Source organism: Rhizobium sp. P44RR-XXIV, assembly GCF_001999485.2.
Classification (GTDB): domain Bacteria; phylum Pseudomonadota; class Alphaproteobacteria; order Rhizobiales; family Rhizobiaceae; genus Rhizobium.
Genome location: NZ_MPVZ02000028.1, coordinates 563,634 through 588,433, shown reverse-complemented (window position 1 = coordinate 588,433; position 24,800 = coordinate 563,634). Strand labels below are relative to the sequence as shown.

Annotated in this window: 24 protein-coding genes; 9 read left to right on the top strand and 15 right to left on the bottom strand. The window is 58.8% G+C overall.

Annotated elements, in window-relative coordinates; genetic code table 11:
• Nucleotides 1-19: 19 nt before the first annotated feature.
• Complete coding sequence (locus BSK43_RS19965; protein ID WP_077469362.1) at nt 20-1,699, bottom strand: NAD+ synthase; 1,680 nt, start codon at nt 1,697-1,699, stop codon at nt 20-22.
• A gap of 244 nt (nt 1,700-1,943) precedes the next feature.
• On the opposite strand from BSK43_RS19965, the gene BSK43_RS19960 reads away from it, so the two are divergent.
• The gene (locus BSK43_RS19960; RefSeq protein WP_246662680.1) at nt 1,944-3,815 is read left to right on the top strand and encodes an LTA synthase family protein; all 1,872 of its coding nucleotides are present in this window, start codon (nt 1,944-1,946) and stop codon (nt 3,813-3,815) included.
• A gap of 93 nt (nt 3,816-3,908) precedes the next feature.
• On the opposite strand, the gene BSK43_RS19955 is transcribed toward BSK43_RS19960, so the two are convergent.
• Nucleotides 3,909-4,604, bottom strand: coding sequence for an alpha/beta hydrolase (locus tag BSK43_RS19955; RefSeq protein WP_077468765.1), 696 nt, complete (start codon nt 4,602-4,604; stop codon nt 3,909-3,911).
• A 302-nt stretch (nt 4,605-4,906) separates the two neighbouring features.
• Between BSK43_RS19955 and BSK43_RS19950 the strand changes: the two genes are divergently transcribed.
• Nucleotides 4,907-5,443: a DUF1003 domain-containing protein gene (locus BSK43_RS19950; RefSeq protein ID WP_077468766.1), complete on the top strand. Its 537-nt coding sequence runs from the start codon at nt 4,907-4,909 to the stop codon at nt 5,441-5,443.
• 3 nt (nt 5,444-5,446) lie between these two features.
• Here BSK43_RS19950 and BSK43_RS19945 read toward each other — a convergent pair whose 3' ends face one another.
• The 5 genes from BSK43_RS19945 to rpiA form a co-directional block, all read right to left on the bottom strand.
• The gene (locus BSK43_RS19945) at nt 5,447-5,872 is read right to left on the bottom strand and encodes a GFA family protein (RefSeq protein WP_077468767.1); all 426 of its coding nucleotides are present in this window, start codon (nt 5,870-5,872) and stop codon (nt 5,447-5,449) included.
• Between the two features lie 157 nt (nt 5,873-6,029).
• Nucleotides 6,030-7,403: a 3-deoxy-7-phosphoheptulonate synthase class II gene (locus BSK43_RS19940; protein WP_077468768.1), complete on the bottom strand. Its 1,374-nt coding sequence runs from the start codon at nt 7,401-7,403 to the stop codon at nt 6,030-6,032.
• A gap of 153 nt (nt 7,404-7,556) precedes the next feature.
• Entirely contained in the window at nt 7,557-8,942 is a 1,386-nt protein-coding gene (gor, locus tag BSK43_RS19935; RefSeq protein ID WP_077468769.1) for a glutathione-disulfide reductase, read from the bottom strand.
• A gap of 183 nt (nt 8,943-9,125) precedes the next feature.
• Nucleotides 9,126-9,680, bottom strand: a complete 555-nt coding sequence (locus BSK43_RS19930) for a DUF2059 domain-containing protein (RefSeq protein WP_077468770.1) — start codon at nt 9,678-9,680, stop codon at nt 9,126-9,128.
• Nucleotides 9,681-9,693: 13 nt separating this feature from the next.
• Nucleotides 9,694-10,395, bottom strand: coding sequence for a ribose-5-phosphate isomerase RpiA (gene rpiA, locus BSK43_RS19925; RefSeq protein WP_077468771.1), 702 nt, complete (start codon nt 10,393-10,395; stop codon nt 9,694-9,696).
• A gap of 197 nt (nt 10,396-10,592) precedes the next feature.
• Here rpiA and BSK43_RS19920 point away from each other — a divergent pair, with 197 nt between their 5' ends.
• Complete coding sequence (locus tag BSK43_RS19920; protein ID WP_077468772.1) at nt 10,593-11,267, top strand: HAD family hydrolase; 675 nt, start codon at nt 10,593-10,595, stop codon at nt 11,265-11,267.
• 71 nt (nt 11,268-11,338) lie between these two features.
• On the opposite strand, the gene BSK43_RS19915 is transcribed toward BSK43_RS19920, so the two are convergent.
• Nucleotides 11,339-13,240, bottom strand: coding sequence for a L,D-transpeptidase family protein (locus BSK43_RS19915; RefSeq protein WP_136687134.1), 1,902 nt, complete (start codon nt 13,238-13,240; stop codon nt 11,339-11,341).
• Between the two features lie 227 nt (nt 13,241-13,467).
• Entirely contained in the window at nt 13,468-13,647 is a 180-nt protein-coding gene (locus BSK43_RS19910; RefSeq protein WP_136687132.1) for a hypothetical protein, read from the bottom strand.
• Between BSK43_RS19910 and fumC the strand changes: the two genes are divergently transcribed.
• Entirely contained in the window at nt 13,646-15,037 is a 1,392-nt protein-coding gene (gene fumC, locus BSK43_RS19905; protein WP_077468773.1) for a class II fumarate hydratase, read from the top strand. The genes BSK43_RS19910 and fumC overlap by 2 nt on opposite strands.
• A 63-nt stretch (nt 15,038-15,100) precedes the next feature.
• Here the strand turns inward: fumC and BSK43_RS19900 are convergent, their stop codons facing one another.
• Entirely contained in the window at nt 15,101-15,343 is a 243-nt protein-coding gene (locus BSK43_RS19900) for a hypothetical protein (protein WP_136687130.1), read from the bottom strand.
• Between the two features lie 239 nt (nt 15,344-15,582).
• Between BSK43_RS19900 and BSK43_RS19895 the strand changes: the two genes are divergently transcribed.
• Nucleotides 15,583-17,190, top strand: a complete 1,608-nt coding sequence (locus tag BSK43_RS19895) for a fumarate hydratase (RefSeq protein ID WP_077468775.1) — start codon at nt 15,583-15,585, stop codon at nt 17,188-17,190.
• Between the two features lie 193 nt (nt 17,191-17,383).
• Entirely contained in the window at nt 17,384-18,451 is a 1,068-nt protein-coding gene (locus BSK43_RS19890; protein WP_077468776.1) for a GGDEF domain-containing protein, read from the top strand.
• Between the two features lie 72 nt (nt 18,452-18,523).
• Here the strand turns inward: BSK43_RS19890 and BSK43_RS19885 are convergent, their stop codons facing one another.
• Together BSK43_RS19885 and BSK43_RS19880 are read right to left on the bottom strand one after the other, a co-directional pair.
• The gene (locus BSK43_RS19885; RefSeq protein WP_077468777.1) at nt 18,524-19,132 is read right to left on the bottom strand and encodes a pyridoxamine 5'-phosphate oxidase family protein; all 609 of its coding nucleotides are present in this window, start codon (nt 19,130-19,132) and stop codon (nt 18,524-18,526) included.
• Between the two features lie 58 nt (nt 19,133-19,190).
• Nucleotides 19,191-20,156, bottom strand: coding sequence for an alpha/beta fold hydrolase (locus BSK43_RS19880; RefSeq protein ID WP_077468778.1), 966 nt, complete (start codon nt 20,154-20,156; stop codon nt 19,191-19,193).
• A 45-nt stretch (nt 20,157-20,201) separates the two neighbouring features.
• On the opposite strand from BSK43_RS19880, the gene BSK43_RS19875 reads away from it, so the two are divergent.
• Nucleotides 20,202-20,687: a MarR family transcriptional regulator gene (locus BSK43_RS19875; RefSeq protein WP_077468779.1), complete on the top strand. Its 486-nt coding sequence runs from the start codon at nt 20,202-20,204 to the stop codon at nt 20,685-20,687.
• On the opposite strand, the gene BSK43_RS19870 is transcribed toward BSK43_RS19875, so the two are convergent.
• Both BSK43_RS19870 and BSK43_RS19865 read right to left on the bottom strand, forming a co-directional pair.
• Nucleotides 20,681-21,880: a low temperature requirement protein A gene (locus BSK43_RS19870; RefSeq protein ID WP_077468780.1), complete on the bottom strand. Its 1,200-nt coding sequence runs from the start codon at nt 21,878-21,880 to the stop codon at nt 20,681-20,683. The two genes, BSK43_RS19875 and BSK43_RS19870, sit on opposite strands and share 7 nt — an antisense overlap.
• 34 nt (nt 21,881-21,914) lie before the next feature.
• Nucleotides 21,915-22,289: a DUF971 domain-containing protein gene (locus tag BSK43_RS19865; RefSeq protein ID WP_068388023.1), complete on the bottom strand. Its 375-nt coding sequence runs from the start codon at nt 22,287-22,289 to the stop codon at nt 21,915-21,917.
• Nucleotides 22,290-22,423: 134 nt separating this feature from the next.
• Between BSK43_RS19865 and moaA the strand changes: the two genes are divergently transcribed.
• Complete coding sequence (gene moaA, locus BSK43_RS19860; protein ID WP_077468781.1) at nt 22,424-23,473, top strand: GTP 3',8-cyclase MoaA; 1,050 nt, start codon at nt 22,424-22,426, stop codon at nt 23,471-23,473.
• 19 nt (nt 23,474-23,492) lie between these two features.
• Entirely contained in the window at nt 23,493-24,245 is a 753-nt protein-coding gene (locus BSK43_RS19855; protein ID WP_077468782.1) for an MBL fold metallo-hydrolase, read from the top strand.
• Between the two features lie 127 nt (nt 24,246-24,372).
• On the opposite strand, the gene BSK43_RS19850 is transcribed toward BSK43_RS19855, so the two are convergent.
• Nucleotides 24,373-24,771, bottom strand: coding sequence for a VOC family protein (locus BSK43_RS19850; protein ID WP_077468783.1), 399 nt, complete (start codon nt 24,769-24,771; stop codon nt 24,373-24,375).
• Nucleotides 24,772-24,800: the final 29 nt, after the last annotated feature.

The following is a 24,800-nucleotide window of genomic DNA, read 5'->3' as shown; positions in this document are numbered from 1 at the left end:
TTGTCGCCGGGTGTCGCGATCAGCGATCGCGGAACCGATTGGTGATCGGATAGCGGCGGTCACGGCCGAAATTCTTCTTGGTGATCTTCACGCCCGGCGCCGACTGGCGGCGCTTGTATTCGGCGAGATAGAGCAGATGCTCGATACGATGCACCGTCGTGACGTCGTGCCCGCGCGCAACGATCTCCTCGACCGACATTTCCTTTTCCACCAGGCATTCCAGGATATCGTCGAGCGCCGGATAGGGCGGAAGCGAATCCTGGTCCGTCTGGTTCGGCCTGAGTTCGGCCGACGGCGCCTTGTCGATGATATTGTAAGGGATCACCTCACCCGAGGGGCCAAGCGCGCCCGGCGGCACATGCAGGTTGCGCCAGCGTGACAACGCATAGACCTGCATCTTGTAGAGGTCCTTGATCGGGTTGAAGCCGCCGTTCATGTCGCCATAGAGCGTGGCATATCCAACCGACATTTCCGACTTGTTGCCGGTCGTCACGACCATCGAGCCGAACTTGTTGGAGATCGCCATCAGAATGGTCCCGCGGGCGCGGCTCTGCAGGTTTTCTTCGGTGATGCCGCTCTCGGTGCCTTCGAACAGATCGGACAAAGCGGAGGTAAAGCCGCCGACGGGCTCCTCGATCGGCACGATATCGTAACGGCAGCCGAGCGCCTTGGCGCAATCGGCCGCATCCTTCAGCGAGTCCTCGGAGGTATAGCGATAGGGCAGCATGACCGTTCGCACACGCTCCTCTCCAAGCGCATCGACCGCAATTGCCGCACAGATCGCCGAGTCGATGCCGCCAGACAGGCCGAGCACGACGGACTTGAAGCCGTTCTTGTTGACATAGTCACGGAAGCCCAGCAGGCAGGCGCGATAATCGGCCTCCTCGCCTTCCGGAATATGCGCCATCGGTCCTTCGGCGCAGTGCCAGACGTCACCGTTCTTCTTCCATGTCGTCACTGCCAACGCGGTCTCGAACTGGCTCATCTGGAAGGCCAGCGTCTTGTCCGCATTGAAACCGAAGCTCGCGCCGTCGAAAACCAGTTCGTCCTGACCGCCAACCTGCGCAGCAAAAATGAGCGGCAAGCCTGACTCGATTACCTGCCGCAACGCGACCTGGTGGCGGACATCGACCTTGCCACGGTAATAAGGCGAACCGTTCGGAACCAGCAGGATTTCCGCACCGGCCTCGGCCAGCGTTTCGCAGATACCGAGATCGTTCCAGATCTCCTCGCAAATCGGTATGCCGATGCGGACGCCGCGGAAATTGACGGGACCTGAGATGGTGCCTTCGTCGAAAACTCGCTTTTCGTCGAATTCGCCATAGTTCGGCAAGTCGACCTTGTCTCTGACGAAAATGACCTTGCCACCATCGAGCACGGCCACCGAGTTGTAGCGGCCGGTGTCATCCTGCCTTGGAACACCGACGATGACACCCGGCCCGCCGTCGGCGGTATCGGCGGCCAGGCTTTCAACCGCTTTCCAGCACGCACGGATGAAGGCTGGCTTCAGGACCAAATCCTCCGGCGGATAGCCGGAAATGAACAGTTCCGTCAGCATCAGGAGCTGCGCACCCTCGCGCGCCGCCTCGGCCCGCGCCTCGCGTGCCTTGGCAAGATTGCCGGAGATGTCGCCGACCGTCGGATTGAGCTGCGCGACGGCGATGCGGATGGTGTGAGTGATCGGGCTTTGCTCTGTCATGCCATACATTTAGCGATGGCCTCTTGCTTCCGCAACCGCCTTCGTTCGCCTCTGGGCATCAAAGATCGCACTACGCGCATAGGCGGTATTTTTACCCGGAAAAGTATCAAGCTTGCCTTGCGGTTCATCCGGCATTCATGACAGAAGCATGACAATTATATGAATATTTTAGCATTCGGAGAAACCCTTGGTCGATCTGGTCATTGGTTCCGCCTTGGCGGGCAGGCTCGCTTTTTTCCAGAAAATCGGCGCAGCAAGGCAACAATCAAATGTCCTGCGCCAGCTTCTGAGCCTTGGTCTGACCATGCTGCTGGCGCTACTGCTGGTCCTCGGCGTCGAATGGATCGCACGCGGCGAATTCTCGCCCGTGCTGCCATATGTGTTTTCTCCTTCCCGCCCCGGCTTCACCACCATTGGCATCGTCATGCTGATGATGCTGATGGCCGACGCGATCTTCGGCCGGGCCCATCTATCCGTCCTGATCGTCGCGCCCCTTCTACTGGTTCCCGCCTTCATCTCGAGCCAAAAACAGAACTATCTGTCCGACCCGCTTTATCCTTCGGATTTCCTGTTTGCGCGGCAGATCATGGAATTACTGCCGGTCATGGTGCGTGATCGTCCGTGGACCGCAGCAGCGCTCGTCATTGGTCTTGTCGCGGCGCTGGCAGCGCTTGCTTTTCTGTGGCGCCACGCCTGGCGGCATGCTGCTACCTTGTCCCGAAAGGCTCGGGTAGTCCGGCTGTCGGTTTGTCTGCCACTGGCTGCGGTCTTCATCTCGCAGATGGACCCGACGCAATATTCCTTCATCCGCGAAAAGCTGCGTATCATCCCGATCGTCTGGGATCAGAAGGAAAACTACACCTATAACGGCTTCGTCATCGCCTTCTCGCTGAACCTGCCGATGGCAGACGTCAAATCTCCGGCGGGTTACGGGCCGGACGCGATCGATGCGATACCGGCACGAAACTATGGCTATCTTTCCGGCCCGCGCCAGAAGCCTGATGTCATCATGCTGATGAGCGAATCCCTGTGGGATCCAACGCGACTTTCCAATGTCAGCTTCACGCCCGACCCGATGCCGACGATCCGTGCCCGACAATCAGGCAATGTCTTTTCGCCCGAGTTCGGCGGCATGACGGCCAATGTGGAATTCGAGGCGCTGACCGGCTTTTCCAACGCCTTCCTGCCCTATGGCAGCATTCCCTATCAGCAATATGTCCGCCGCCCCATGCCCTCGCTGGCGACCTTCTTCCGGGCAGAAGGCTACGCGGCCCGCGCGCTCCATCCGTTCAGCGGCTGGTTCTGGAACCGTAACGAAGTCTATAGAGCTTTCGGCTTTGAGGAATTCCACACCGAGGAAACGCTGCCGGCAATGGAAAAGCGCGGCATGTTCGCTTCCGATGACTCCCTGTTGAAGGAGATCATGCGCGAGGGGGATGGGGCCGAAAAGCCGTTCTTCTTTTTCGCCGTCACCCTTCAGGGACATGGCCCTTATGAAGCCAACCGCTACGCCCAGAACACGGTAAATATTGCCGGCAATCTGAATGACGACGACCGGGAAACGCTTGGCACCTATGCACAGGGCGTTCGCGAAGCCGACGACAGTTTGAAAATGCTGATGGATTGGGCTGAAAAGCGCGACCGCGAAACCATCATTGTCCTCTGGGGCGATCATCTGCCGCCGCTCGGCGGCGTCTATCCGAACACTGGCTACATGCCGCAGCAGGTTGCGACCCGCAAGGCTCCACTCGACATCATGAAGCAGGAGCATGAAACACCGCTGGTCATCTGGTCGAGCAAGAAGGGCGTGCGCAAGGATATCGGCACCATCAGCCCGTCGCAACTGCCCTATCAGGTACTGAAAACAGCTGGATACGAGCATCCGTTCTATACCGGCTTTCTCGGACGCGTGCAGAAGAAATACGACATCGTCGACCGCTATCAGCTCGCAACCCGCGAAAACCAGACATTCCCCGACTGGTCACGCAATGAGGGGGCTATCGATCCGATGATACGGGACTACCGCTATCTGCAACATGACGTGATGTTCGGACGCGAATATGGGCTGGAGCGCTTCTTCCCGTCGCATAGTTCATTGATTACGCAGGGCAGCTAGCGGATCGAGCTTAAATTTCAGCGGCTCAATGCAACATGACGCATGTCTGGAGCGCAGGCGGCGCCGGCAACTCCAGACACGTCCTTCAAACCATTAGCCGGCGGTCGCGACAGCAGCCTCGTCAATGAGTGCCACGACTTCCACCGGCTTGGAAGCAAGCGACGCATGGCCGGCGTCCAGCGTGATAATCTTCCTGGCGCCCAGCCGTTCGGCCATCCACCGCTCGTTTTCCGGAGAAATCATCCGGTCCTGACTGGAAATCTGATACCAGGATGGCTTCTTCTTCCATGCCGGCGCAGTGATATTGTTTCCAAAGGTGCTGGCAAGAGGCGCCTTCTGCGTCACCGCCATCACCAGCGCCTCGTCCGCGGTCAGATCCTGGCAGAAACTCTCGTGGAATTTATCCTGTTTCACCCAGAGATAACCGTCGCTGTCGGGGGCAAGGTTTGCCGCGGCCACCGGCGGACGGTTCGCGGTTATGCCGCCGGGGCTCTCGCCAGCATCGGGAGCAAAGGCTGCAATGTAGACAAGCCCGACCACATTCGGCTGGTCGCCGGCTTCGGTGATCACGGCGCCACCATAGGAGTGGCCGACCAGCAATACCGGTCCATCTTGCTGCGCGATCATCTTGCGGGTTCGCTCGGCATCGTCGGCAAGCGACGTCAGTGGATTTTCGACCGCATGGAGGGATTGATAGCCCTTCGCCACCAACCCGACGATGACCTTGCTCCAGTGAGCTGCGCCACCCCAAAAACCATGCACTAAGATAATCGTTGGTTTATTCGGCATAATCCGTATCTCCCAATTATTTTAGATGATGTGGTTGGACCAAAGGTCTGAAAGCAGGCGCTTCGAAGAACGCTCCCGCAGGCGTTCGCTAAACTTGCCTGTCGAATGACCTTAGCACAGGCATCCTAGGGACGGTAGTTGACGGCGCTGTGACGTATAAACCGTAGGTTCTATCAGGCTCCCCGGTACCATAGGCAAGGCTTGGCTCACACCATCACAGTGCCGGCTTTTTCGCGTTGCTTTTTGGTTGAGCAGTCGAATACTTGGCATTGAAAAGCGACCAAGCCCCCCGGAGTGTCCCGATGTATAATCTGCCTAATTTCGTCCATATGCATTTCGACAAGACGACAGACCAACTCGGCGAGACCGAAAAGCGCGTGCTGAAGAAAGCGCATGAGCGCAAGATTGTTTCGACCGATATCAACGCGGCCTTTTCTGCCAATGCATCCTACGGCGAACGCCTCGCTGACAGCATCGCCCGCGTCGGTGGCTCCTGGTCGTTCATCGTCGGCTTCTTGCTGTTCCTGGTCTTCTGGTGCGTCGTCAATACCGTCATTCTCCTCACCCGAGCCTTTGATCCCTACCCCTTCATCTTCCTCAACCTCGTCCTCTCCATGGTCGCCGCCATTCAGGCTCCGATCATCATGATGTCGCAGAACCGCCAGACCGAACGCGATCGCTTCGAAGCCGCCAAGGACTATGAGGTCAATCTCAAGGCCGAGCTCGAAGTCCTGTCGCTGCACCAGAAGATCGATATGCAGGTGCTGGCAGAGCTTTCCGCGGTCAAAGAGGAAATCGCCAAGCTGAGCAGGCTGGTTGCGGAGAGAAACGGAGCCTAGTGATTAGTCCGAGGGTCCCGCCGTCAGCAGTCCCGGTCGTCCCTGTCTGTACTGCGGCAACCCGTCGGTGATCTGGTAATAGTCACCCTTGTCGGCACAATAGATATGATAGGAAATCTCGACGCCGGTGGGCTGGTCGAAGAGCCCGGCCATGATCGAGATTTCCTCGGCACCGTCAGCCGCCCAGAACAATGCCGAGCCGCAGGTCTTGCAGAAACCGCGGCGAGCAAATGTGCTGGCGCGATACCAGGTGATCGCCTCTTCTCCCTCGATGACAAGGTTGGCGATCGGCACGTTGGTGGCTGCGTAATAGAGCCCGGTCTGCTTGCGGCATTGCGAACAATGGCAGGCCACAACCTCCCGCAGTTCGCCGCGTGTCTTGAAACGTACGCCGCCGCAAAGGCAGGCTCCGGAATGTTCGTCGCTCATGATCGCTCCCCTTTTTTGAGGGAGCTTTTCCGAGAATGACATCTGGGTCAAATTCAAAGAAATGAAGCGCCTTTCAGCCGGATTGATCCGTCCGCCATAAACGCAAACGGGCCAGCTTATCGCCGGCCCGTCTGATAATTCACAAAGCTGATTTCAATCAGCCGTGGGCGCGCAGACGCTTCTCGTCGCGGCCGCCCTTCATCCGCTCGGCGAGCAGGAAGGCGAGCTCGAGTGCCTGGTCGGCATTGAGGCGCGGGTCGCAATGGGTGTGATAGCGATCCTGCAGGTCCTCGGCACCGACAGCGCGGGCGCCGCCCGTGCATTCGGTCACGTCCTTGCCGGTCATCTCGATGTGGATGCCGCCCGGATGCGTGCCTTCGGCACGATGGATCTGGAAGAAGCTTTCGACTTCCGACAGGATGCGCTCGAACGGACGGGTCTTGTAGTTGTTGAGCGTGATCGTGTTGCCATGCATCGGATCGCAAGACCAGACGACCTTGCGGCCTTCCTTCTCGACAGCGCGGATGAGGCGCGGCAGGTTGTCGGCAACCTTGTCGTGGCCGAAACGGCAGATCAGCGTCAGACGACCTGCTTCATTCTGCGGGTTGAGGATATCGATCAGGTTGAGCAGATCATCCGCCTGCAGCGAAGGACCGCATTTCAAACCGATCGGGTTCTTGATGCCGCGGAAATACTCAACATGCGCATGGTCGGCCTGGCGCGTACGGTCGCCGATCCAGAGCATGTGGCCCGAGGTCGCGTACCAGTCGCCGGTCGTGGAGTCGACACGGGTGAAGGCCTCTTCATAGCCCAGAAGCAGCGCCTCGTGGCTGGTGAAGAAGTCGGTTTCGCGCAGGCTCGCATTGCTCTCGGCGGTGATGCCGATCGCACGCATGAAATCCATGGTCTCGCCGATGCGATCGGCAAGCTTGCGGTAGCGCTCGCCCTGCGGGCTGTCCTTGACGAAGCCGAGCATCCACTTCTGCACGTTTTCGAGGTTGGCATAGCCGCCCATGGCGAAAGCGCGCAGCAGGTTGAGCGTCGCGGCAGACTGACGATAAGCCATCATCTGACGTTCCGGATTGGGGATGCGCGACTCTTCGTTGAAGTCGATGCCGTTGATGATGTCGCCGCGATAGCTCGGCAGGGACACACCATTCAGCGTCTCGATGTTCGAAGACCGCGGCTTGGCGAACTGGCCGGCGATACGACCAACCTTCACCACCGGCAGCTGCGCACCAAAGGTCAGAACGACAGCCATCTGCAGGAAGGCGCGGAAGAAGTCGCGGATGTTGTCTGCGCCATGTTCCGCGAAGCTTTCGGCGCAATCACCGCCCTGCAGCAGGAAACCATTGCCTTCGGCGACATTGGCAAGATGGGCCTTCAGACGGCGGGCTTCACCGGCAAAAACCAGCGGCGGATAGCTTGCAAGCTGTGCTTCCGTGTCTGCAAGCGCTGCCTTATCCGGAAAATCCGGCACCTGCTGGATCGGTTTCTGCCGCCAACTGCTGGGTGTCCAATTCTGTGCCATCTCACTCACCTGCTTGTGCGCCCGATCGTTGCCGGGCGTCCCGTCGTCGTAAATAACGCGCGCTTATAAACCTTTGCCGCCCGCTTGCAAAGGCGGGCAAACTACTGTGCTGATCTTTTATGGCGCAGGCGATAACTGCACCAGAGCGTGGTGTTACACGCGCTCGCCATTGCGGATGCGGTAGCTCGGCGAATACATCGTCACCAGTTCTTCCGACGCTGTCGGGTGGACAGCCATGGTGCGATCGAAATCGTCCTTCGTGCAGCCTGCCTTGATGGGTATCCCCAGCAGCTGCGCCATCTCGCCGGCATCGTGGCCGAGAATGTGAGCGCCGATCACCTTGCGGTCGGCGGCATTGACGATCAGCTTCATGATCATCTTCTCGGTTCGGCCCGAAAGCGTCGCCTTCATCGGCCGGAACTGGGCACGATAGACTTCGAGCTCCGGATAACGCTTGGCCGCATCCTCTTCGCTGAGGCCGACGGTGCCGATCTCCGGTTGCGAGAACACCGCCGTCGCGATCAACTGATGATCCGGCCGCGTCGGATTGTTCTTATAGACGGTCTCGATGAAGCACATGGCTTCGTGGATCGCCACGGGCGTCAGTTGTACCCGATCGGTGACGTCGCCAAGGGCGTAGATATTCGGCACGGACGTGCGCGAATACTCATCAACGACAACAGCACCCTGCTCGTTGATCGCAACGCCGGCAGCCTCAAGGCCGAGACTTTCCGTATTCGGCGTACGGCCCAGCGCCAGCATGACCGTATCAACGGTCATGCTCTTGTCGTTCTTCGTGCGGACATTAAGCCCATTCTCCGCCTTCTCCACGCTCTCGATTATGTCATGGCAGAGAATGCGAATGCCCTTCTCTTCCATCGCCTCATGCAGGCCCTTGCGCAGATCCTGGTCGAAGCGCGAGAGGATCTCGGCGCCGCGATAGATCAGCGTCGTCTCGACGCCGAGCCCATGGAAGATATTGGCGAATTCGACGGCGATATAGCCGCCGCCGGCAATCAGAATCGATTTCGGCAGTTCCTCCAGATGGAAGGCTTCGTTCGAAGAGATGCAAAGCTCGTGGCCGGGCAGCGCCGTATGCAGGTTCGGCCTGCCACCCGTCGCAATAACGATGGTTTCAGCCGTCACCGTCTGACCGGTTTTCAACAGCTTGACCGTGTGAGCATCCACCAGTTCGGCGCGGGTATCGAAGATCTCGGCCTTGGCGTTATCGAGCCCCTTGCGATAGAGCCCCTCCAGGCGAGCAATTTCCTTGTCTTTAGCCGCGATCAGCTTCTTCCAGTCGAAGCTGCTCTCGCCGACCGTCCAGCCGTAGCCAGCCGCGTCCTCGAAATGCTCGCTGTATTGCGACGCATAGACGAACAGCTTCTTCGGCACGCAGCCGCGAATGACGCAGGTGCCGCCATAGCGATATTCCTCGGCAATGCCGACCTTCTTGCCGAGCGATGCAGCCACGCGGGCGCTGCGCACGCCGCCCGAACCGCCGCCAATCACGAAAAGGTCGAAATCAAACGAAGGCATGGGTGGCTCCTGTAAACATCAAAACGCGCGCGAAGCGCCAATGGGGGTTGGCATTCATATAGGAAGTCACGACACAAAAAGAAAAGCCCGGAATGGTGTCCGGGCTTTGAATTTGCGACTGCTTGCCAATCATCCTGAAAACGTGAAATTCCGCTTCGAGAACGACCTTGCGAAAACTGCAGCTTACGGCTTGGCCGCAGGCTGCGCGGGCGCGCCTGCATCAGGTGCGGCAACCGGCTGCTTGACGACCTTCTGCAAGGCATCATTGCTCTGATTGGCGAGATCGCGCGAAATGCCCTGGCTCCAGATGTCAGCAGCCTTGTAGAGTTCGCGGGTTGCCAGCGGACCGTCCTTCAGAAGCTTCTTGCCAGCCGTCGAATTGTAGAAATCGGCGATTGCCTTGAGCTCGTCGGCCGAAAACGCCTTGGCATAGGTCACGGCAGCTTCGCGCTCCAGATCGGCGCGGCGCGGCGCGAGCGCCAGAGCGGTGGCGTCAACCGTCGAATTGATCGCATCGCCGAAGTTCGGGTTGGCCTGGATCATCGTGCTCTTCAGCTGCTCAGCGAGATTCGGCAGGATGTTGTCGAACTGATTGGTGATGCCGAGTGCGTTGATCGCGGCGCGCGCAGCCTTGATCTGATCCTCGGACACTTCCTGAGCGCTGACAGAGCCGAACGCAATGCCGGAAAGAAGAATGGTTGCAGCGGCAAAACGGCCAAGACCCGCAAATTTGATCATGAGATGAGTGCTCCTATGTATTGTTCGCCCGCAACGTACGCGCACCGGCGGGGCCGGCGATGATCGCTAATGTCGCCATATTGATAAAGAGCCCGTGTTCGACAACGCCGGGAATCGAATGCAGCTCCGTCGACAGCGCCTCTGCATCAGGAATGCGGCCGAAAGATGCATCAATGATAAAGTGTCCACCGTCGGTGACAAAGGTCTTGTCTCCCGAGAGACGCAGATTGAGAGCGCCGGACAGGTTGAGACGCGACGCCGCCTTCTCGATGAGAATGCGCGTCGAAGCAAGGCCGAAAGGATTGACTTCGATCGGCAGCGGAAACGCGCCAAGCGTCTGAACGAGCTTGCTTTCATCGGCAATCACGATCATGCGGGCCGAAGAGGCCGCGACGATCTTTTCACGCAGCAGCGCGCCGCCGCCGCCCTTGATCAGGGTGAGCGCGCCGTCCAGTTCGTCGGCACCGTCAATAGTGAGATCCAGCGCAGGAAGCTCGTCCAGCGACTTCAGCGGCACGCCAAGCTCGTTGCAGAGCTTTGCTGTCCGCTCCGAGGTCGGAACGCCTTCAATCGAGAGACCAGATGCGACTTTTTCAGCGAGCAGCCGAACGAACTCCTCCGCCGTGCTGCCTGTGCCGATCCCAAGCCGCATGCCGCTCTCGACATAGGTCAGGGCCGCCCTCGCAGCCTCAATCTTCATCTGGCGGGCGTCCATGCGCCACCTGCTCCCGTTGTTACGTTGGTCTGCTGTTTACACGGCTCTCCAGCCAAACGAAAGCCAAAATAACGGCACAAGATAGAAATCCCCGCGCCTCTTTGCCGAAGCTTGCCGGGCCTTCGGTTGCAATTGCCCGCGTGATCTTCTAACTCCGAAAGACGCTCTATTTCTTCCTCTGCAAAGGCCTATTCCTCGTGACATCTCCCCTTGTCGTATTCGATCTCGATGGCACGCTGCTGGACACGCATGCAGATCTGATCGTCAGCCTGAATCACACCATCGCGGCGCTCAAGCTGCCGCCGGTCACCTATGACGACATCACCCACCTCGTCGGCTACGGTGCGCAAGTCATGATCGAACGGGCCTGCAAGTTGCATGGCTATGCGCTGACGCCAGAGGAAGTGCCGGCCCTGATGCAGCGCTTCATCAGCCATTATTCGGAGACGATGCCGGGCGTCACGCAGCCCTATCCTGGGCTCGTGGCAGCACTCAGCATGCTGAAGAGCAAGGGCTACAAGCTCGCCGTCTGCACGAACAAGATGGAATCCCTCGCGCGCACGCTTCTCGATAAGCTCGATCTCACACATTATTTCGAAGCCATCACCGGCGGCGATACCTTCGCCGTGCGCAAACCGAATGCGGAACACCTCATCGGCACTGTCGAACGCGCCGGAGGCGACATCGCCCGCACCATCATGGTCGGCGACAGCGTGAACGATATGCTCGTTGCCCGGAACGCCGGCGTCCCCTCGATCGCCGTCCCTTTCGGCTATTCCGATGTCGGCATAGAAACGCTGAGCCCAACCCGCATCATCTATCACTACGATGAACTCACTCCCGAGCTCGTCGATGGAATGCTCGCCGCCTGAGAGATTCACAGGTTACCGATAGCAAAAGGGCGGCCAATCGGCCGCCCTTTGTTTTTCCGTTATTTCGAAACTCAGATCTGAGCCGTACGCGACTTGGTGGTCGTATCCAGCGCCTTCTGCGTTGCCGCGTCGCGGTCGTAGACGTCGTTGAAATACTGGATGACACCGTCCTTGTTCGGCCAGGCAGTGAAGTAAGCGATGTAGATCGGGAACTTCTGCGGCACGGCAACAGCCTTGTTCTGGCCGGCTGCGATCTGCTTGGCGACGTCTTCAACCGTAGTATTCAGAACGGCGGCAGCCATCGCGCGCGGATCGGCCATGCGGACGCAGCCATGGCTGAGGGCACGCATGTCTTTCTTGAAGAAGCTCTTCTGCGGCGTGTCATGCATGTAGATTGCATGAGAATTCGGGAAGAGGATCTTCAACTCGCCGAGAGCATTGTCGCTGCTCGGCGGCTGGCGCACGGCGATGTTCTTGGTCGAGCCGTACCAATCGACGCTGGACGATGCCACGGCCTGGCCGCCGACTTCGACCTGATAGCCCATGCGGTCGAGATAATTCGGATCGGCCCGCAGTTTCGGCAGCATCTCATTGATGATGATCGACTGCGGAACGCCCCAGAACGGATTGAATTCGACAGTCTGGATCTGGTTCTCGAAGAAGAAGGTCTGGTGCTGCTTGCCGCCGACGACGACACGCATCGACAGCTGTTCCTGGTTGTTGTTGTAGTAATAGACCATGAAAGCAGGCTGGTTGATCAGCACATAGCGCGGCCCAAGCTCGGCCGGCAGCCAGCGCAGCTGCTCCATGGCAATGACCAGCTTCTGGATCTTCGTGTCATTGTTCTCGCCGACCATGGCGCGGACGGAAGACGGACCAATGACGCCATCCGACGTGAGGCCTTTTTCCTTCTGGAAGTCTTCGACCAGCGACACGAGGTCGGGCGTGTAATCCGGCGTGCCGAGATAGGACGCGAGAACGTCGGCATGCGCCGTCTTCAGCGCGTCAGATCCACGATGCTGGATTGCCTTGACGATATTGGCCATTTCCGGCGAGCTGCCGCCCGGCTTCAGAGTGCCGGTCAAGGAAATGGTAATGGCGCTGCCACCGGCGCCGGACTCCGCGCGCAGCTTGGCAAGCTCGGCCTTGAGCAGCATGAACTGCTGGTTGGACGGGCTGCGGCTGTTGAGATAGGCGGCGACATCAGGGCTTGCGCGCAGAACGTCGAGCATGGCCGTCAGATTGACGTCCTTGCGCTTGAAATCGTGGTAGCCGGAGATCTTGTTCGGGTCGAGACGGCCACGGATCGTGTCCTGGACGAACATCAGCACCTTGGTGGAAAGCGCCAGCTCGAACTGCATGAGGGCCCGATCGCGCAACACGGGATCGACGTCAGCCGCATCCGCTGCCGGAGGCGTTACTGCGTAATCTGCCGGGTCGAGACCGACGGAACCGGCATCGGCAAGAGTGGCAATGGCGGCCTTGGCCTTGTCGCTGATGGCATGATCTGCCACCCAGAGCAGCGGCTTCGTCTGATCCGCATAATAAGCCTCGATCGCCTTGGCGACATCATTGGTCGCCATGACCCGCGCATCAGCCAGATAGCGGCGCTGCGGGACCTCGGCGTCAACAGGCGCGGGCGTGGGCGACGCATCAGCAACGGCGCCGGTTACCACCGGGTCGGCAAAATGCGCAGTCGACACCAGACGCATCGAATCCGCCTTGTAGGTATAATATTTCGGCGCATCGACCTTCGGCAGCGGCTGTTTTGCCTGCCCCGGCTGATTGGGATCAATCATCGTCTGCGCCGGATTGACGGGAACCGGAGCCGATACCTGTGTGCTCTGCTGACGTCCTTGCCCACCACGGATAAAATCCATTAGGGTCATTGCGCTTGCGGACGTCGCGCCGATTGTGGACAGGCAACAGGAAAGAGCCAGGACGGATGATGTGGCTTTGGCTGCAAGTTTCATTCTCTAATCAGTCCCTGTATCGTGCGATAACTTCGAGCCAGACGGCGCCGTTTCAACTGGGCCGCGATGTCGTAGACATCGTATACCCTTTACTATGAAAACGGCGAGACCCGCCTTTCGTTCAGTGTCTCAACTTCACGTTACGAAGCGAAGACGTCTTCCGTGATTCAATTCACACAAAATTATGAAATTATTGGTTAATCTTTTATTGAAATTCCCCGAGCTTTTTAAGCCGTGGAAAATTCATCTTCGAGAATATATGGGCAGCGTGTTAAAAAGGGCACGCCCGCAGGTGGATTCAAAACATGATTTTTACGATCATGAAATGCCGCTTTGCTGTTTTCATGGGCATCATTCGGGCCTATATGGCTGCTATCTATTTCCATAGAAAGCAGGATCAGGAACATGACTTCCACCCGCATCGAAACCGATACCTTTGGCCCCATCGAAGTTGCCAGCGACCGTTACTGGGGCGCGCAGGCGCAGCGCTCGCTCGGTAATTTCAAGATCGGTTGGGAAAAGCAGCCGCTATCGGTCATACGCGCCCTTGGCATCGTCAAACAGGCCGCCGCGCGCGCCAATGCCGAGCTTGGGCAGCTGGACCCGGCGCTCGGCAAGACCATCGAGGCAGCAGCGCAGGAAGTCATCGACGGCAAGCTCAACGATCATTTTCCGCTTGTCGTGTGGCAGACGGGCTCCGGTACGCAGTCGAACATGAATGCCAATGAAGTGATCTCGAACCGGGCGATCGAAATGCTCGGCGGCGTCATGGGTTCGAAGAAGCCGGTGCATCCGAACGATCACGTCAACATGAGCCAGTCGTCGAACGATACCTATCCGACGGCCATGCACATCGCCTGCGCCGAGCAGATCGTCCATCACCTGCTGCCTGCCCTGCGGCATCTGCACGCAGCCCTGGAAAAGAAGGTCGCGGATTTCGCCCATATCATCAAGATCGGCCGCACCCATACGCAGGATGCGACGCCGCTGACGCTCGGCCAGGAATTTTCCGGCTATGCAGCGCAGGTCGCCTCTTCGATCAAGCGCATCGAACTGACGCTGCCTGGTCTTTGCGAACTCGCCCAGGGCGGAACCGCAGTCGGCACCGGCCTCAACGCGCCGATCGGTTTTGCCGAAAAGGTCGCGGATGAGATTGCCAAGATTACAGGCCTGCCCTTTGTCACCGCGCCGAACAAGTTCGAGGCACTCGCCGCGCATGATTCGATGGTCTTCAGCCATGGCGCCATCAATGCCGCGGCGGCAGCGCTCTTCAAGATCGCCAATGACATCCGCCTGCTCGGTTCGGGCCCGCGCTCCGGCCTCGGCGAACTGGCCCTGCCGGAAAACGAACCGGGTTCGTCGATCATGCCGGGCAAGGTCAACCCGACTCAATGCGAGGCGATGACGCAGGTCTGCATCCATATCTTCGGCAACAATGCCGCGCTGACCTTCGCCGACAGCCAGGGCCACTTCGAGCTCAACGTCTACAATCCGATGATGGCCTACAATTTCCTGCAGTCGGTGCAACTGCTCGGCGACGCAGCCGTCTCCTTCACCGACAATTGCGTCGTCGGCATCGAGGCCCGCGAAGACAATATCAAGGCCGGCCTCGAACGCTCGCTGATGCTGGTGACAGCGCTAGCGCCGAAGATCGGCTACGATAGCGCCGCCAAGATCGCCAAGACGGCGCATAAGAACGGCACGACGCTGAAGGAAGAGGCTCTTGCGAGCGGATTGGTGTCGTCGGAAGAGTATGATGCGATCGTCCGGCCGGAAACGATGATCGGCCCGAAGTAGGATTGAATGAACAGGGGCAGGCATCTCCCGATATTTGCGGGGTGCCTGCCTGATCGACCGCTTCTAACGGGCGTCTACCGTGGCCGGCTTATGCGTCCCGGGGACAATAGCCCTTCTCTCCTGCTTCGGCGAAACCATGTCGCTCGCCGTGATCACGGTCGCCGGATCGATGCTCGCCAAAATTTCCTTGTGAAACGCATGCTTCAGGTAACCGCCGTGGATAGCACCGAAAATGCCAATGCCCGCGATAAGCGCCGCAACTGCCAGCGGCGAAATGTGGTGATGCTGATTGTGGGAGATATCCATGATCTCAATCCCTGGTTCCGGGCTCTCCAGGCCCATTCGCCCTGCCCTCGTTAGATCAAATGTGCGCCCTTCCAATCGTTTCTTGAAGTCGGGACTTTCAGCACCGATTGTCTACGTCGCGTTGACAATCCACCGCTTGAAATCCAGAGGTGCTTTTCAGCCGATTGCTTTTGAGACGAGCCGGATTTAGATCGTTTCCAAATATCTTCCTCCGCCATCCGGCTTGAAAGGTTTTCCAAATGGCTGACGATCTATTTCCCCTCGGGGAAGACGCCACTCCCTATCGAAAGATTTCCGGCGATTATGTTTCCGTCGACACGTTCAAGGGTCAGGACATCCTGACTGTCGATCCGGAAGGCATCCGCCTGCTCGCCGAGACGGCTTTCGCCGATATCAATCACCTGCTGCGGCCCGGCCACCTGAAGCAATTGGCGTCCATCCTCGATGATCCCGAGGCGACCGACAACGATCGGTTCGTGGCCTATGATCTGCTGAAGAATGCCAATATCGCCGCCGGCGGCGTGCTCCCCATGTGCCAGGACACCGGCACGGCGATCATCATGGGCAAGAAGGGCCGCCGCGTCTGGACCGAAGGCGGCGACAGCAGTGCGCTGGCCAAGGGCGTGCTCGACGCCTACGAGAAGAAGAATCTGCGATATTCGCAGCTCGCGCCGATCAAGATGTTCGAGGAAAAGAACACCAAGAACAACCTGCCGGCGCAGATCGATATTTATGAGGAAGGCACCGACGCCTACGAGTTCCTCTTCGTCGCCAAGGGCGGCGGTTCGGCCAACAAGACCTTTCTCTACCAGGGCACCCCGTCGCTTCTGACGCATGACCGCATGCTGGATTTCCTGAAAGAGAAGATCCTGACGCTCGGCACGGCGGCCTGTCCTCCCTATCATCTCGCCATCGTCATCGGCGGAACCTCGGCGGAGATGAACCTGAAAACCGTCAAGCTCGCCTCGACACGATATCTCGACTGTCTTCCCACGGAGGGCTCCGAAAGCGGGCATGCCTTCCGGGATATCGAAATGGAAAAGGAAATCCACAAGCTGACGCAGAGCCTCGGCGTCGGCGCGCAGTTCGGTGGCAAGTATTTCTGCCACGACGTCCGCGTCATCCGCCTGCCCCGTCACGGCGCCTCGCTGCCGATCGGACTTGGCGTTTCCTGTTCCGCCGACCGTCAAGCCAAGGGTAAGATAACCCGCGACGGTATCTTTATCGAGCAGCTCGAAACGGATCCGTCGAAATACATGCCTGAGATCGACGAGGCCAAGCTTTCCGAATCGATGGTTCGCATCGACCTCAACAGGCCGATGGCTGAAATCCTTGCCGAGCTGTCGCAGCATCCGGTCAAGACGCGCCTGTCCTTGACCGGCACGATCATCGTGGCTCGCGACCTGGCGCATGCGAAAATCCGTGAGCGCCTGGAAAAAGGCGAAGGCATGCCCGACTATCTGAAGAACCATCCGGTCTATTATGCCGGCCCGGCAAAGACGCCGGCAGGCTACGCCTCCGGTTCCTTCGGACCGACGACAGCGGGCCGTATGGACAGCTATGTCGATCAGTTTCAGTCGTTCGGTGGCTCGATGATCATGCTCGCCAAGGGCAACCGCTCACGCGCAGTGCGCGAAGCCTGCAAGACATATCGCGGCTTCTATCTCGGCTCGATTGGCGGCCCGGCTGCCCGCCTTGCGCAAGACTGCATTAAGAAGGTCGAGGTACTCGAATATCCCGAACTCGGCATGGAGGCTGTCTGGAAGATCGAGGTGGAAGATTTCCCGGCCTTCATCGTCATAGACGACAAGGGAAATGACTTCTTCCAGGAGCTCAACCTGGGGTGATGACAGTTCCCTTAGCCGACTTTGAAGAAGGCGCCGACGGCGCCTTCGTATGTAAAACATGCTTTAATTGTAAAACTTTTGAATAAAACTTTAGTGATCAATATCTATTCATAATCATCTTCTTAAGATTTTTCAAAGAATCTTGGTGTAACTAAAAAATGGGTTCAACCAATACATGTTACGGAGCTCACCGATGAGTACGGCGATTGCGCCAAAGGCGCAAATTCCCGACGTGGCAGGGCAGATCACCTACGCCATGCGATCCATGGGGATCGCACCTATTCCGCGCAATTACGAGCTTTTCTACGAGGCCTATATCGGTTCGAATCCTGCCCTGACCCGCGAACTGGCTGCCCTTGGCAACAGTGCGACTCAGGAGGAATTGGACACGATCGGAGCCAAGTATTTTCCACAGCATGCGGGCCGTGTTTTCGACGATGCCCACGCCCGGCTGACCGTTGAGTTGGACGGTGTCCTGCGCGCATTGAAGCAGGAGCAGACGACGCTCGAGAGCTACAATCGGCTTCTGGGCGAAACCTGCGAGCGCATGAGTTCCCGAAGCCATAACAGCGCCGATCTGTTGCGCAACGCGATCGACATGTTGACTGCGGCGACCGGCGATACGATGGCACAGGGCGAAAAGATCGTCGAGAACGTGGTGCAGCACAGCCAGGAAATGGATCAGGTCCGCAAGGAACTGGATGAATACAAGCGTATCGCCAATACGGATGCTCTGACGCGGCTTTCCAACCGCCGCGCCTTCGAGGATCGCTTGATCTCCATTTTCGACAATCAACTGACCCGCCCGACGACGGCGCTCGTGCTGGCCGATATCGATCATTTCAAAAGGATCAACGATACCTACGGCCATCCCGTCGGCGACAAGATCCTTGCCACCGTTGCCTCCATTATCCGGGCCAACGTTCGGCGCGAGGTCTTCGTCGCCCGTGTCGGCGGCGAAGAGTTCGCGCTGATCATGGAAGGCGTCACGGCGGAGGAGGTCACAACGGTTTGCGAGCGCATTCGCCACTCCCTGGAGACGACGCCGTTCAAGAATTCGCGCACACGGGTCGATTACGGGCCTGTTACCATTTCGCTCGGCATCTGCATGGCATCGGAGACCGCGGATTCCGGCGAACTGTATAACAAGGCGGATCTCGCGCTTTATTGCGCCAAGAATGCCGGTCGCAACTGCTGGAATGTCTATCAGGAAAGCATGCAGAAAGACTTCACCAAAAGTTGGCTCATCTATAAGAACTAGAAGTGCAGCCAACCAACCGCCGGCGCAGCTTTCCCAGGCAGCCCGGCGGTTCTGCTTATCGAAGCGCCCAATCTACCAGAGAGTCTTGGCGGCTCGCACCGGCCACTCCCGATCATAGGCTTCCTGATCGAAATCCCCCTTCGCTGCCTTTAGCATCATGCCTGGAGTCGGCAGGTTAACCGGATCGGCGAAACGCTCGGCATTCCAGAGTTCGGCCCGCATGACAGCGCGTGCACACTGGAAATACACCTCATCGATCGTGATCACGACAACGCAGCGCGGGTGCTTTCCATCCATCTCAAAACCATCAAGCAGGCTCGGCTCGATGGAGACCACCGCGCGACCGTTGAGCCGCATCGTCGTATTCGATCCGGGAACCAGGAACATCAGCGCCACGCGTGAATCCCGCACGATGTTCTCAAGCGAGTCGACACGATTATTGCCTCGCCAATCCGGAAGATGCAGCGTCCGTTCATCGGCGACACGGACGACGCCGCCAAGGTCACCGCGCGGTGAACAATCCAACCCCTCTGGCCCCACTGTTGCCAATGCCATGAACGGCGAAGCTTCGATCATTCGCCGGTATAGCGGCGTCAGCGCCGTCGTCACCTTGGTGATCGACGCCTCGCCGACGCTACCGTAAAGTTCTCTCAATTCCTCGACCGAAGTAACGATGCGCATGCTGCCTCGCGTTCATTTTGCGGCGCCTTGCCAACAATCCGGCGCAGCACACGCCTCGTTATGAGGAACGCCGAACCGGGGGACGATAAAAGGATAGCACCGTCCGATCGCCAGTTTCGAGAGGTTTTTCTGCAATGACAGCTTCCGAAAGAAAGGTATCGATCGCCTCGAATACCGGCGCAGCACTGACGATGCGCCGATGGCCGAAGCCGTTGGCCCAGACGAGGCGAACATGCTCTCCCTGCGCGGCATAGGCACGAGCATGATCGGCACTCACTTCCTTGTCGTCCTCGGCATGGATGACAAGAACCGGCCGGTCCGGATCGAGCATGGCGCGCCGCTCGTCATAGGCGGTAAGCGCCCTGCCCGTCACACGCCCGACCTCGGCCTCCAGCGCATGTTGCGTCTGCGGCTGAAGGTGCATCAAGCGGCCGAAATCCTTGAACAGCCATCCCATGGCACTGGGCGCTCCGATCAGCACCAGCTTCTTCGGGTCGATAGAATTGATGCCCGGCAGGAAGCCCGCAGAGGCAAGCGCCAGCGAGGCACCGCCGAAGGAATGCCCGATCGCGGCATCAAGGACACCGAAGCGCTCTGACGCGGCTGCTATAGCCGAAACCGCAAGGCGTATATTGAGGAAGCGGCCGGTGGAGCGGCCGTGTCCGGGAAGATCGAGCGAGATCACCTCAGCCCCGGTGCCGGCGAGAAAAGCCGTCAGCTCGGACATGTACTCGCTGCTGGAACCCCAGCCATGGACGACGAGGTAGCGCTTGCGCGGCCCCTTGGCGCCGCCGTTGAAGCGATAGGCCATGGCGCGTCCGCCCGGAAAGGGCAGCATGAACTGTTCTGCTACCGCGAGACGTTCCCGGCCCTCCATATAGGCGGCCGTGGCCTTGGCACCACGCGGCCGCCGCGACGGCGTCAGACAGAAAAGCCTGAAACCAGCCTTGCCGGCGAGCTTCGGCGAAAGCCTGCCGAGGCCGGAAAGGCTCGACCGGGTGACCTTGAGCGCAAAGGATGGCATAGTGGGAATCCAATAATGTTCAACTATGAACAATAAAGTACAACGATGAACAAAAATCAATCCCTTCCCTGGGACCATCCGCGTTTTCGAAGCTGGATCGCCGTGGCGCGCGCCTGCCAGCTGATGCAGCAATCGCTCGGACGCGCCCTTGCGCCTCTCGACATCAAGCCGCCGCATCTCGATATTCTCATCAACCTCTTTCGTTTCGAAGGCATTTCCCAGCAGGAACTTGCCCGCAAGCTGCTGGTCGGCCGCTCCAACATGAGCATGCTCTTGCCGCAAATGGAGAGCCGCGGCTTGATCGAGCGCCGCGGCGACAAGCAGGACAAGCGCGTTCTTCGCCTCTATTTGACCGAGGCAGGCCGCCGCGTCACCGAGGAAGCCATGACCATCCAGACTGCGCTTATCGATCGCATGTTGTCACAGGCGCCTGTGGAAGAATGCGAACTCATGACCGTGCATATGGAGCGAATCGTCAGCCTGCTGATGCAGGACGAGAGCGAACCACTGGAGACGGTCGGCGATCAATGATCCCCGGCCGAACGCGCCGACGGGACAATCCGTGTCAGAGAAGCAAACTCCCAGATCGCCACGACGACGAGCACTGCCGCCGCGAGAATGCCAAGCTGGTAGACCACCACCATCGGCAAGGTAAGAAGCAGCAAGGCCAGTCCGATAAGGCCGACCGCATGCGACAGCGGTGGCCGTCCGGTCGTTGCGCCCTTGAACCACAGGTTTCCGACCAGAAACACGGCCGGACCGCCAAGAATGGCGGCGGCGGCATGCAGATCGGCCTGCTCGTGTGGATGCGCGAACAGGAATTCATCTCCGACAACGCTCAGAATGATGCCGGCAAGAATTGGGATATGCGCATAGGTGAAAGCCTGCCGCGCCACACTGCCGGGCACCTCGTCATGCTCGATGCGATGAGCCGCCCGCTCGTGCCCGAACTGGAAGTATATCCACCACAGCGCCACGGTACCGACGAAAGCGGTGATGAATACAGCGACGATCAACGGTGTAACCGGCTGTTCGGCAAAGGTCTTGCCTGCCTGAAGGACGGCCTCGCCAAGGCAGATAATGATGAACAAAGCGCAGCGTTCGGCAAGATGCGCGCCGGATACATCCCAATCCGCCGTTGTCGACTTGCCTAGACCCGGAACCCGAAACCCAAGGGCCGGTCCTGAATACTCGATGACGAGCGCTGCCAACCAAAGCCCTATCCGCATCTCGTCTTCGACAAGCGCGCCGGCAATCCAGAAGATCCCTGAGAATACGAGCCAGCTAGTGATGCGAAGGAAGTTGCGGTGATTGGCCGGGCTGACGTCCCTAAGGGCATAGACCATAAACAGGGAGCGTCCAACCTGCATGAAGACATAGGCACCGGCAAAGAAAATCGCCTTCTCGCCAAAAGCCTCGGGAATCGCGGCGGATAGAATAAGCCCGGCAAACATCAGAACGAACAGCATGATGCGCACCGGCATGCGATCCGGGTCCAGCCAATTCGTCACCCAGGCGGTAAAGACCCACACCCACCATACGGCAAAGATCAGCATGATCGCTTCGAGGCCACCCAAGAGCGTGAAGTGCTCCGCCAAGGTGTGGGCAAGCTGTGAAATCGAAAAAACGAACACCAGATCGAAAAACAGCTCGACGAAGGAGACCTTGCTCTCGTTCTTGCTGCCCTTGGCGCGAAGCCAGCTTTCCCTACCCCCAAGGATCATGCCTGCGCCCCTTCTCAGGTCGTTGATGCCAATATCAGTGAGACCTTCCGGCCGTGTCGCGCGTGAGACCCTTTTCCTTCAATTCCGCTTCATAGGCCGCGAAAAGTTCATGGCCCTTCTGGCCGAGTTCGCGCAGATAGGTCCAGGTGAAAATGCCGGTATCGTGCATATCGTCGAAGCCGATGCGCACGGCATAATTGCCTGTCGGCGTCATCGACATGATGCCGACGTTGCGCTTGCCCGGCACGGTGACCTTCTGCCCCGGCCCGTGTCCCTGGACTTCGGCGGAGGGTGACAAGACCCGCAGCATCTCGGCCGGCAAATCGAAACTCGTGCCGTCGTCAAAGCTCACCACCAGATGGCGGCGGTCCTTTGATACCTTCAATTCTGTCGGCCAGACGTCGCTCATCGGCTTTTCCATGTCGTTCAATGCTCGTTTCGAGGATTATGCTGCCATTCGTTCACGCGCAAGTGCAATCAAAATGCATTTGCCTTGACGCAACAATCGCCTATGCACACATTAGCAGTGTAACGGAGGTTCGTGTGAACAGCATAGTCGGTACCATAGGCAACGCATCAGCGCTGCAGGCGGATGCGTCCCCCATGATCGACCCCTTCGGGAGAGCCGTCAGCTACCTGCGTGTTTCGGTCACCGATCGCTGCGATTTCCGCTGCACCTATTGCATGGCGGAACACATGACCTTCCTGCCGAAGAAGGATCTGTTGACGCTCGAAGAGCTCAACCGGCTCTGTTCCGCCTTCATCGCCAAGGGCGTTCGCAAGATCAGGCTCACCGGTGGCGAACCTCTGGTGCGCAAGAATATCATGTTTCTGGTCCGCGAACTCGGCAAGCGCGTGCAGGAAGGCGCGCTCGACGAATTGACGCTGACGACGAACGGTTCACAGCTCGCCCGCCATGCCGATGAGCTCTATGATTGCGGCGTCCGGCGTATCAACGTCTCGCTTGATACGCTCGACCCCGACAAATTCCGGGCCATTACACGCTGGGGCGATTTCGCCAAGGTGATGGAAGGCATCGACGCCGCACAAAGGGCCGGCCTGAAAATCAAACTCAACGCCGTCGCCCTTAAGGATTTCAACGAAACGGAAATCCCCGAGCTGATGCGCTTTGCTCACGGCAAAGGCATGGACCTTACCGTCATCGAAACGATGCCGATGGGCGAGATCGAAGAGGACCGCACGGATCAGTATCTGCCGCTCTCCAAGCTGCGCAGCGATCTCGAGCGCCAGTTCACGCTAAGCGATATTCCCTACAAGACCGGCGGCCCGGCCCGCTACGTCACGGTAGCTGAAACCGGCGGCCGGCTCGGCTTCATCACGCCAATGACGCATAATTTCTGCGAGAGCTGCAATCGCGTACGCCTCACCTGCACCGGCACGCTTTACATGTGTCTCGGACAGAACGACGCGGCTGACCTGCGCACGGCTCTGCGCGCGACCGAAGATGACGCACTCCTTTACGCCGCGATTGACGAAGCCATAACCCGCAAGCCGAAAGGCCACGACTTCATCATCGATCGCACTCACAATCGCCCGGCTGTCGCGCGCCACATGAGCGTCACCGGCGGCTGATCAACATCGAGACAATCAGATGCAGCTTGAGCTCATTCGCAACGCGACGCTGAAGATCAACTATGGCGACCATGTGCTGCTGATCGATCCCTATTTCGCGCCACGCCACAGCCTGCCGTCCTTTACCGGCCGCTCTCCCAACCCGATGACGGAACTGCCCGGCTCCATCGACCATATTCTCCAGGGAGTGGAATTGGTGATCGTGTCGCATCTGCATACCGATCACTTCGATACGGTGGCCAAGGAACGCGTCCCGAAAGCCCTGCCGCTCCTCTGCCAGCCCGGCGACGAAAGCTCCATCCGCGAATCCGAATTCACTGATGTCACGCCTCTGCTCGAGGCCACGGTCTGGCAGGGAATAACGATCACGCCGCGGCAAGGCAGCCATGGCCTCGGCCCGGTTGTCGAAAAAATGGGCCATGTCATCGGCTTCACGCTGGAGGCCGCAGGCGAACCCACTGTCTATTGGGCTGGCGATACCGTACTTTACCCGCCGGTCACCGACACGATCGGGCAGGTCTCGCCCGACATCATCATCACCCATTCCTGCGGCGCCCGCTGGGACGGCGATCTGATCGTCATGGATGCCGAGCAGACGGTCGCGGTCAGCCGCCTTGCCCCGCAAGCAATCGTCGTCGCGACTCATATGGAAGCGCTCGATCACGCGACGATCACGCGGCAGGATCTTCGCCAGGCAGCAGACGCGGCGGGTATCGATCCCTCACGCCTGCTGATCCCTGCCGATGGCGAAACGCTCCACTTGAGTCGATGATCTGCCCGGCCCAAGGCAAGCGCCACTAGAGCATTTCCAGGAAAAGTGCGCAGCGGTTTTCCGTCCGGAAATGCGTAAAAACAAAGAGATAGAGCGCTTTCGCGATTCGAAGAAAAGCGAAAGGGCTCTAACGAGCCGCAAAGCGCTTCTTAGCCTCTTCGGTTGCCGGCATATACAGCGAAACCGCGGTTCCCTCGGGATCGCGGAACTGGAAGGTCTTGTTGCCCCAGGGCATCGTCTTCAGCCCCTGAACAAGCGAAACCTTGTCCTTCAGTCGTTCGTATTCGGCATCGATATCCTCGACCTGGAATTCGATAAAGGCGGTGCGATTGGCGCCAGGTTCGGCGCTGCCCTCTTTCCAAAGCGCCACGGTTTCGACAGCGCCGATCGCCAATGTCGCCCCCGACGTCTCGATCTCGGCAAAGACCGGGGCGAGCCATTTGGCCTGGAACCCGGTCACCATTTCATAAAAGGCAACCACGGTATTGATATCAGCGGCAATGAGACGGATGGAGGCGAGCTTCATAGCAAGTCCTTTCGATGGAGGGCGAAGCC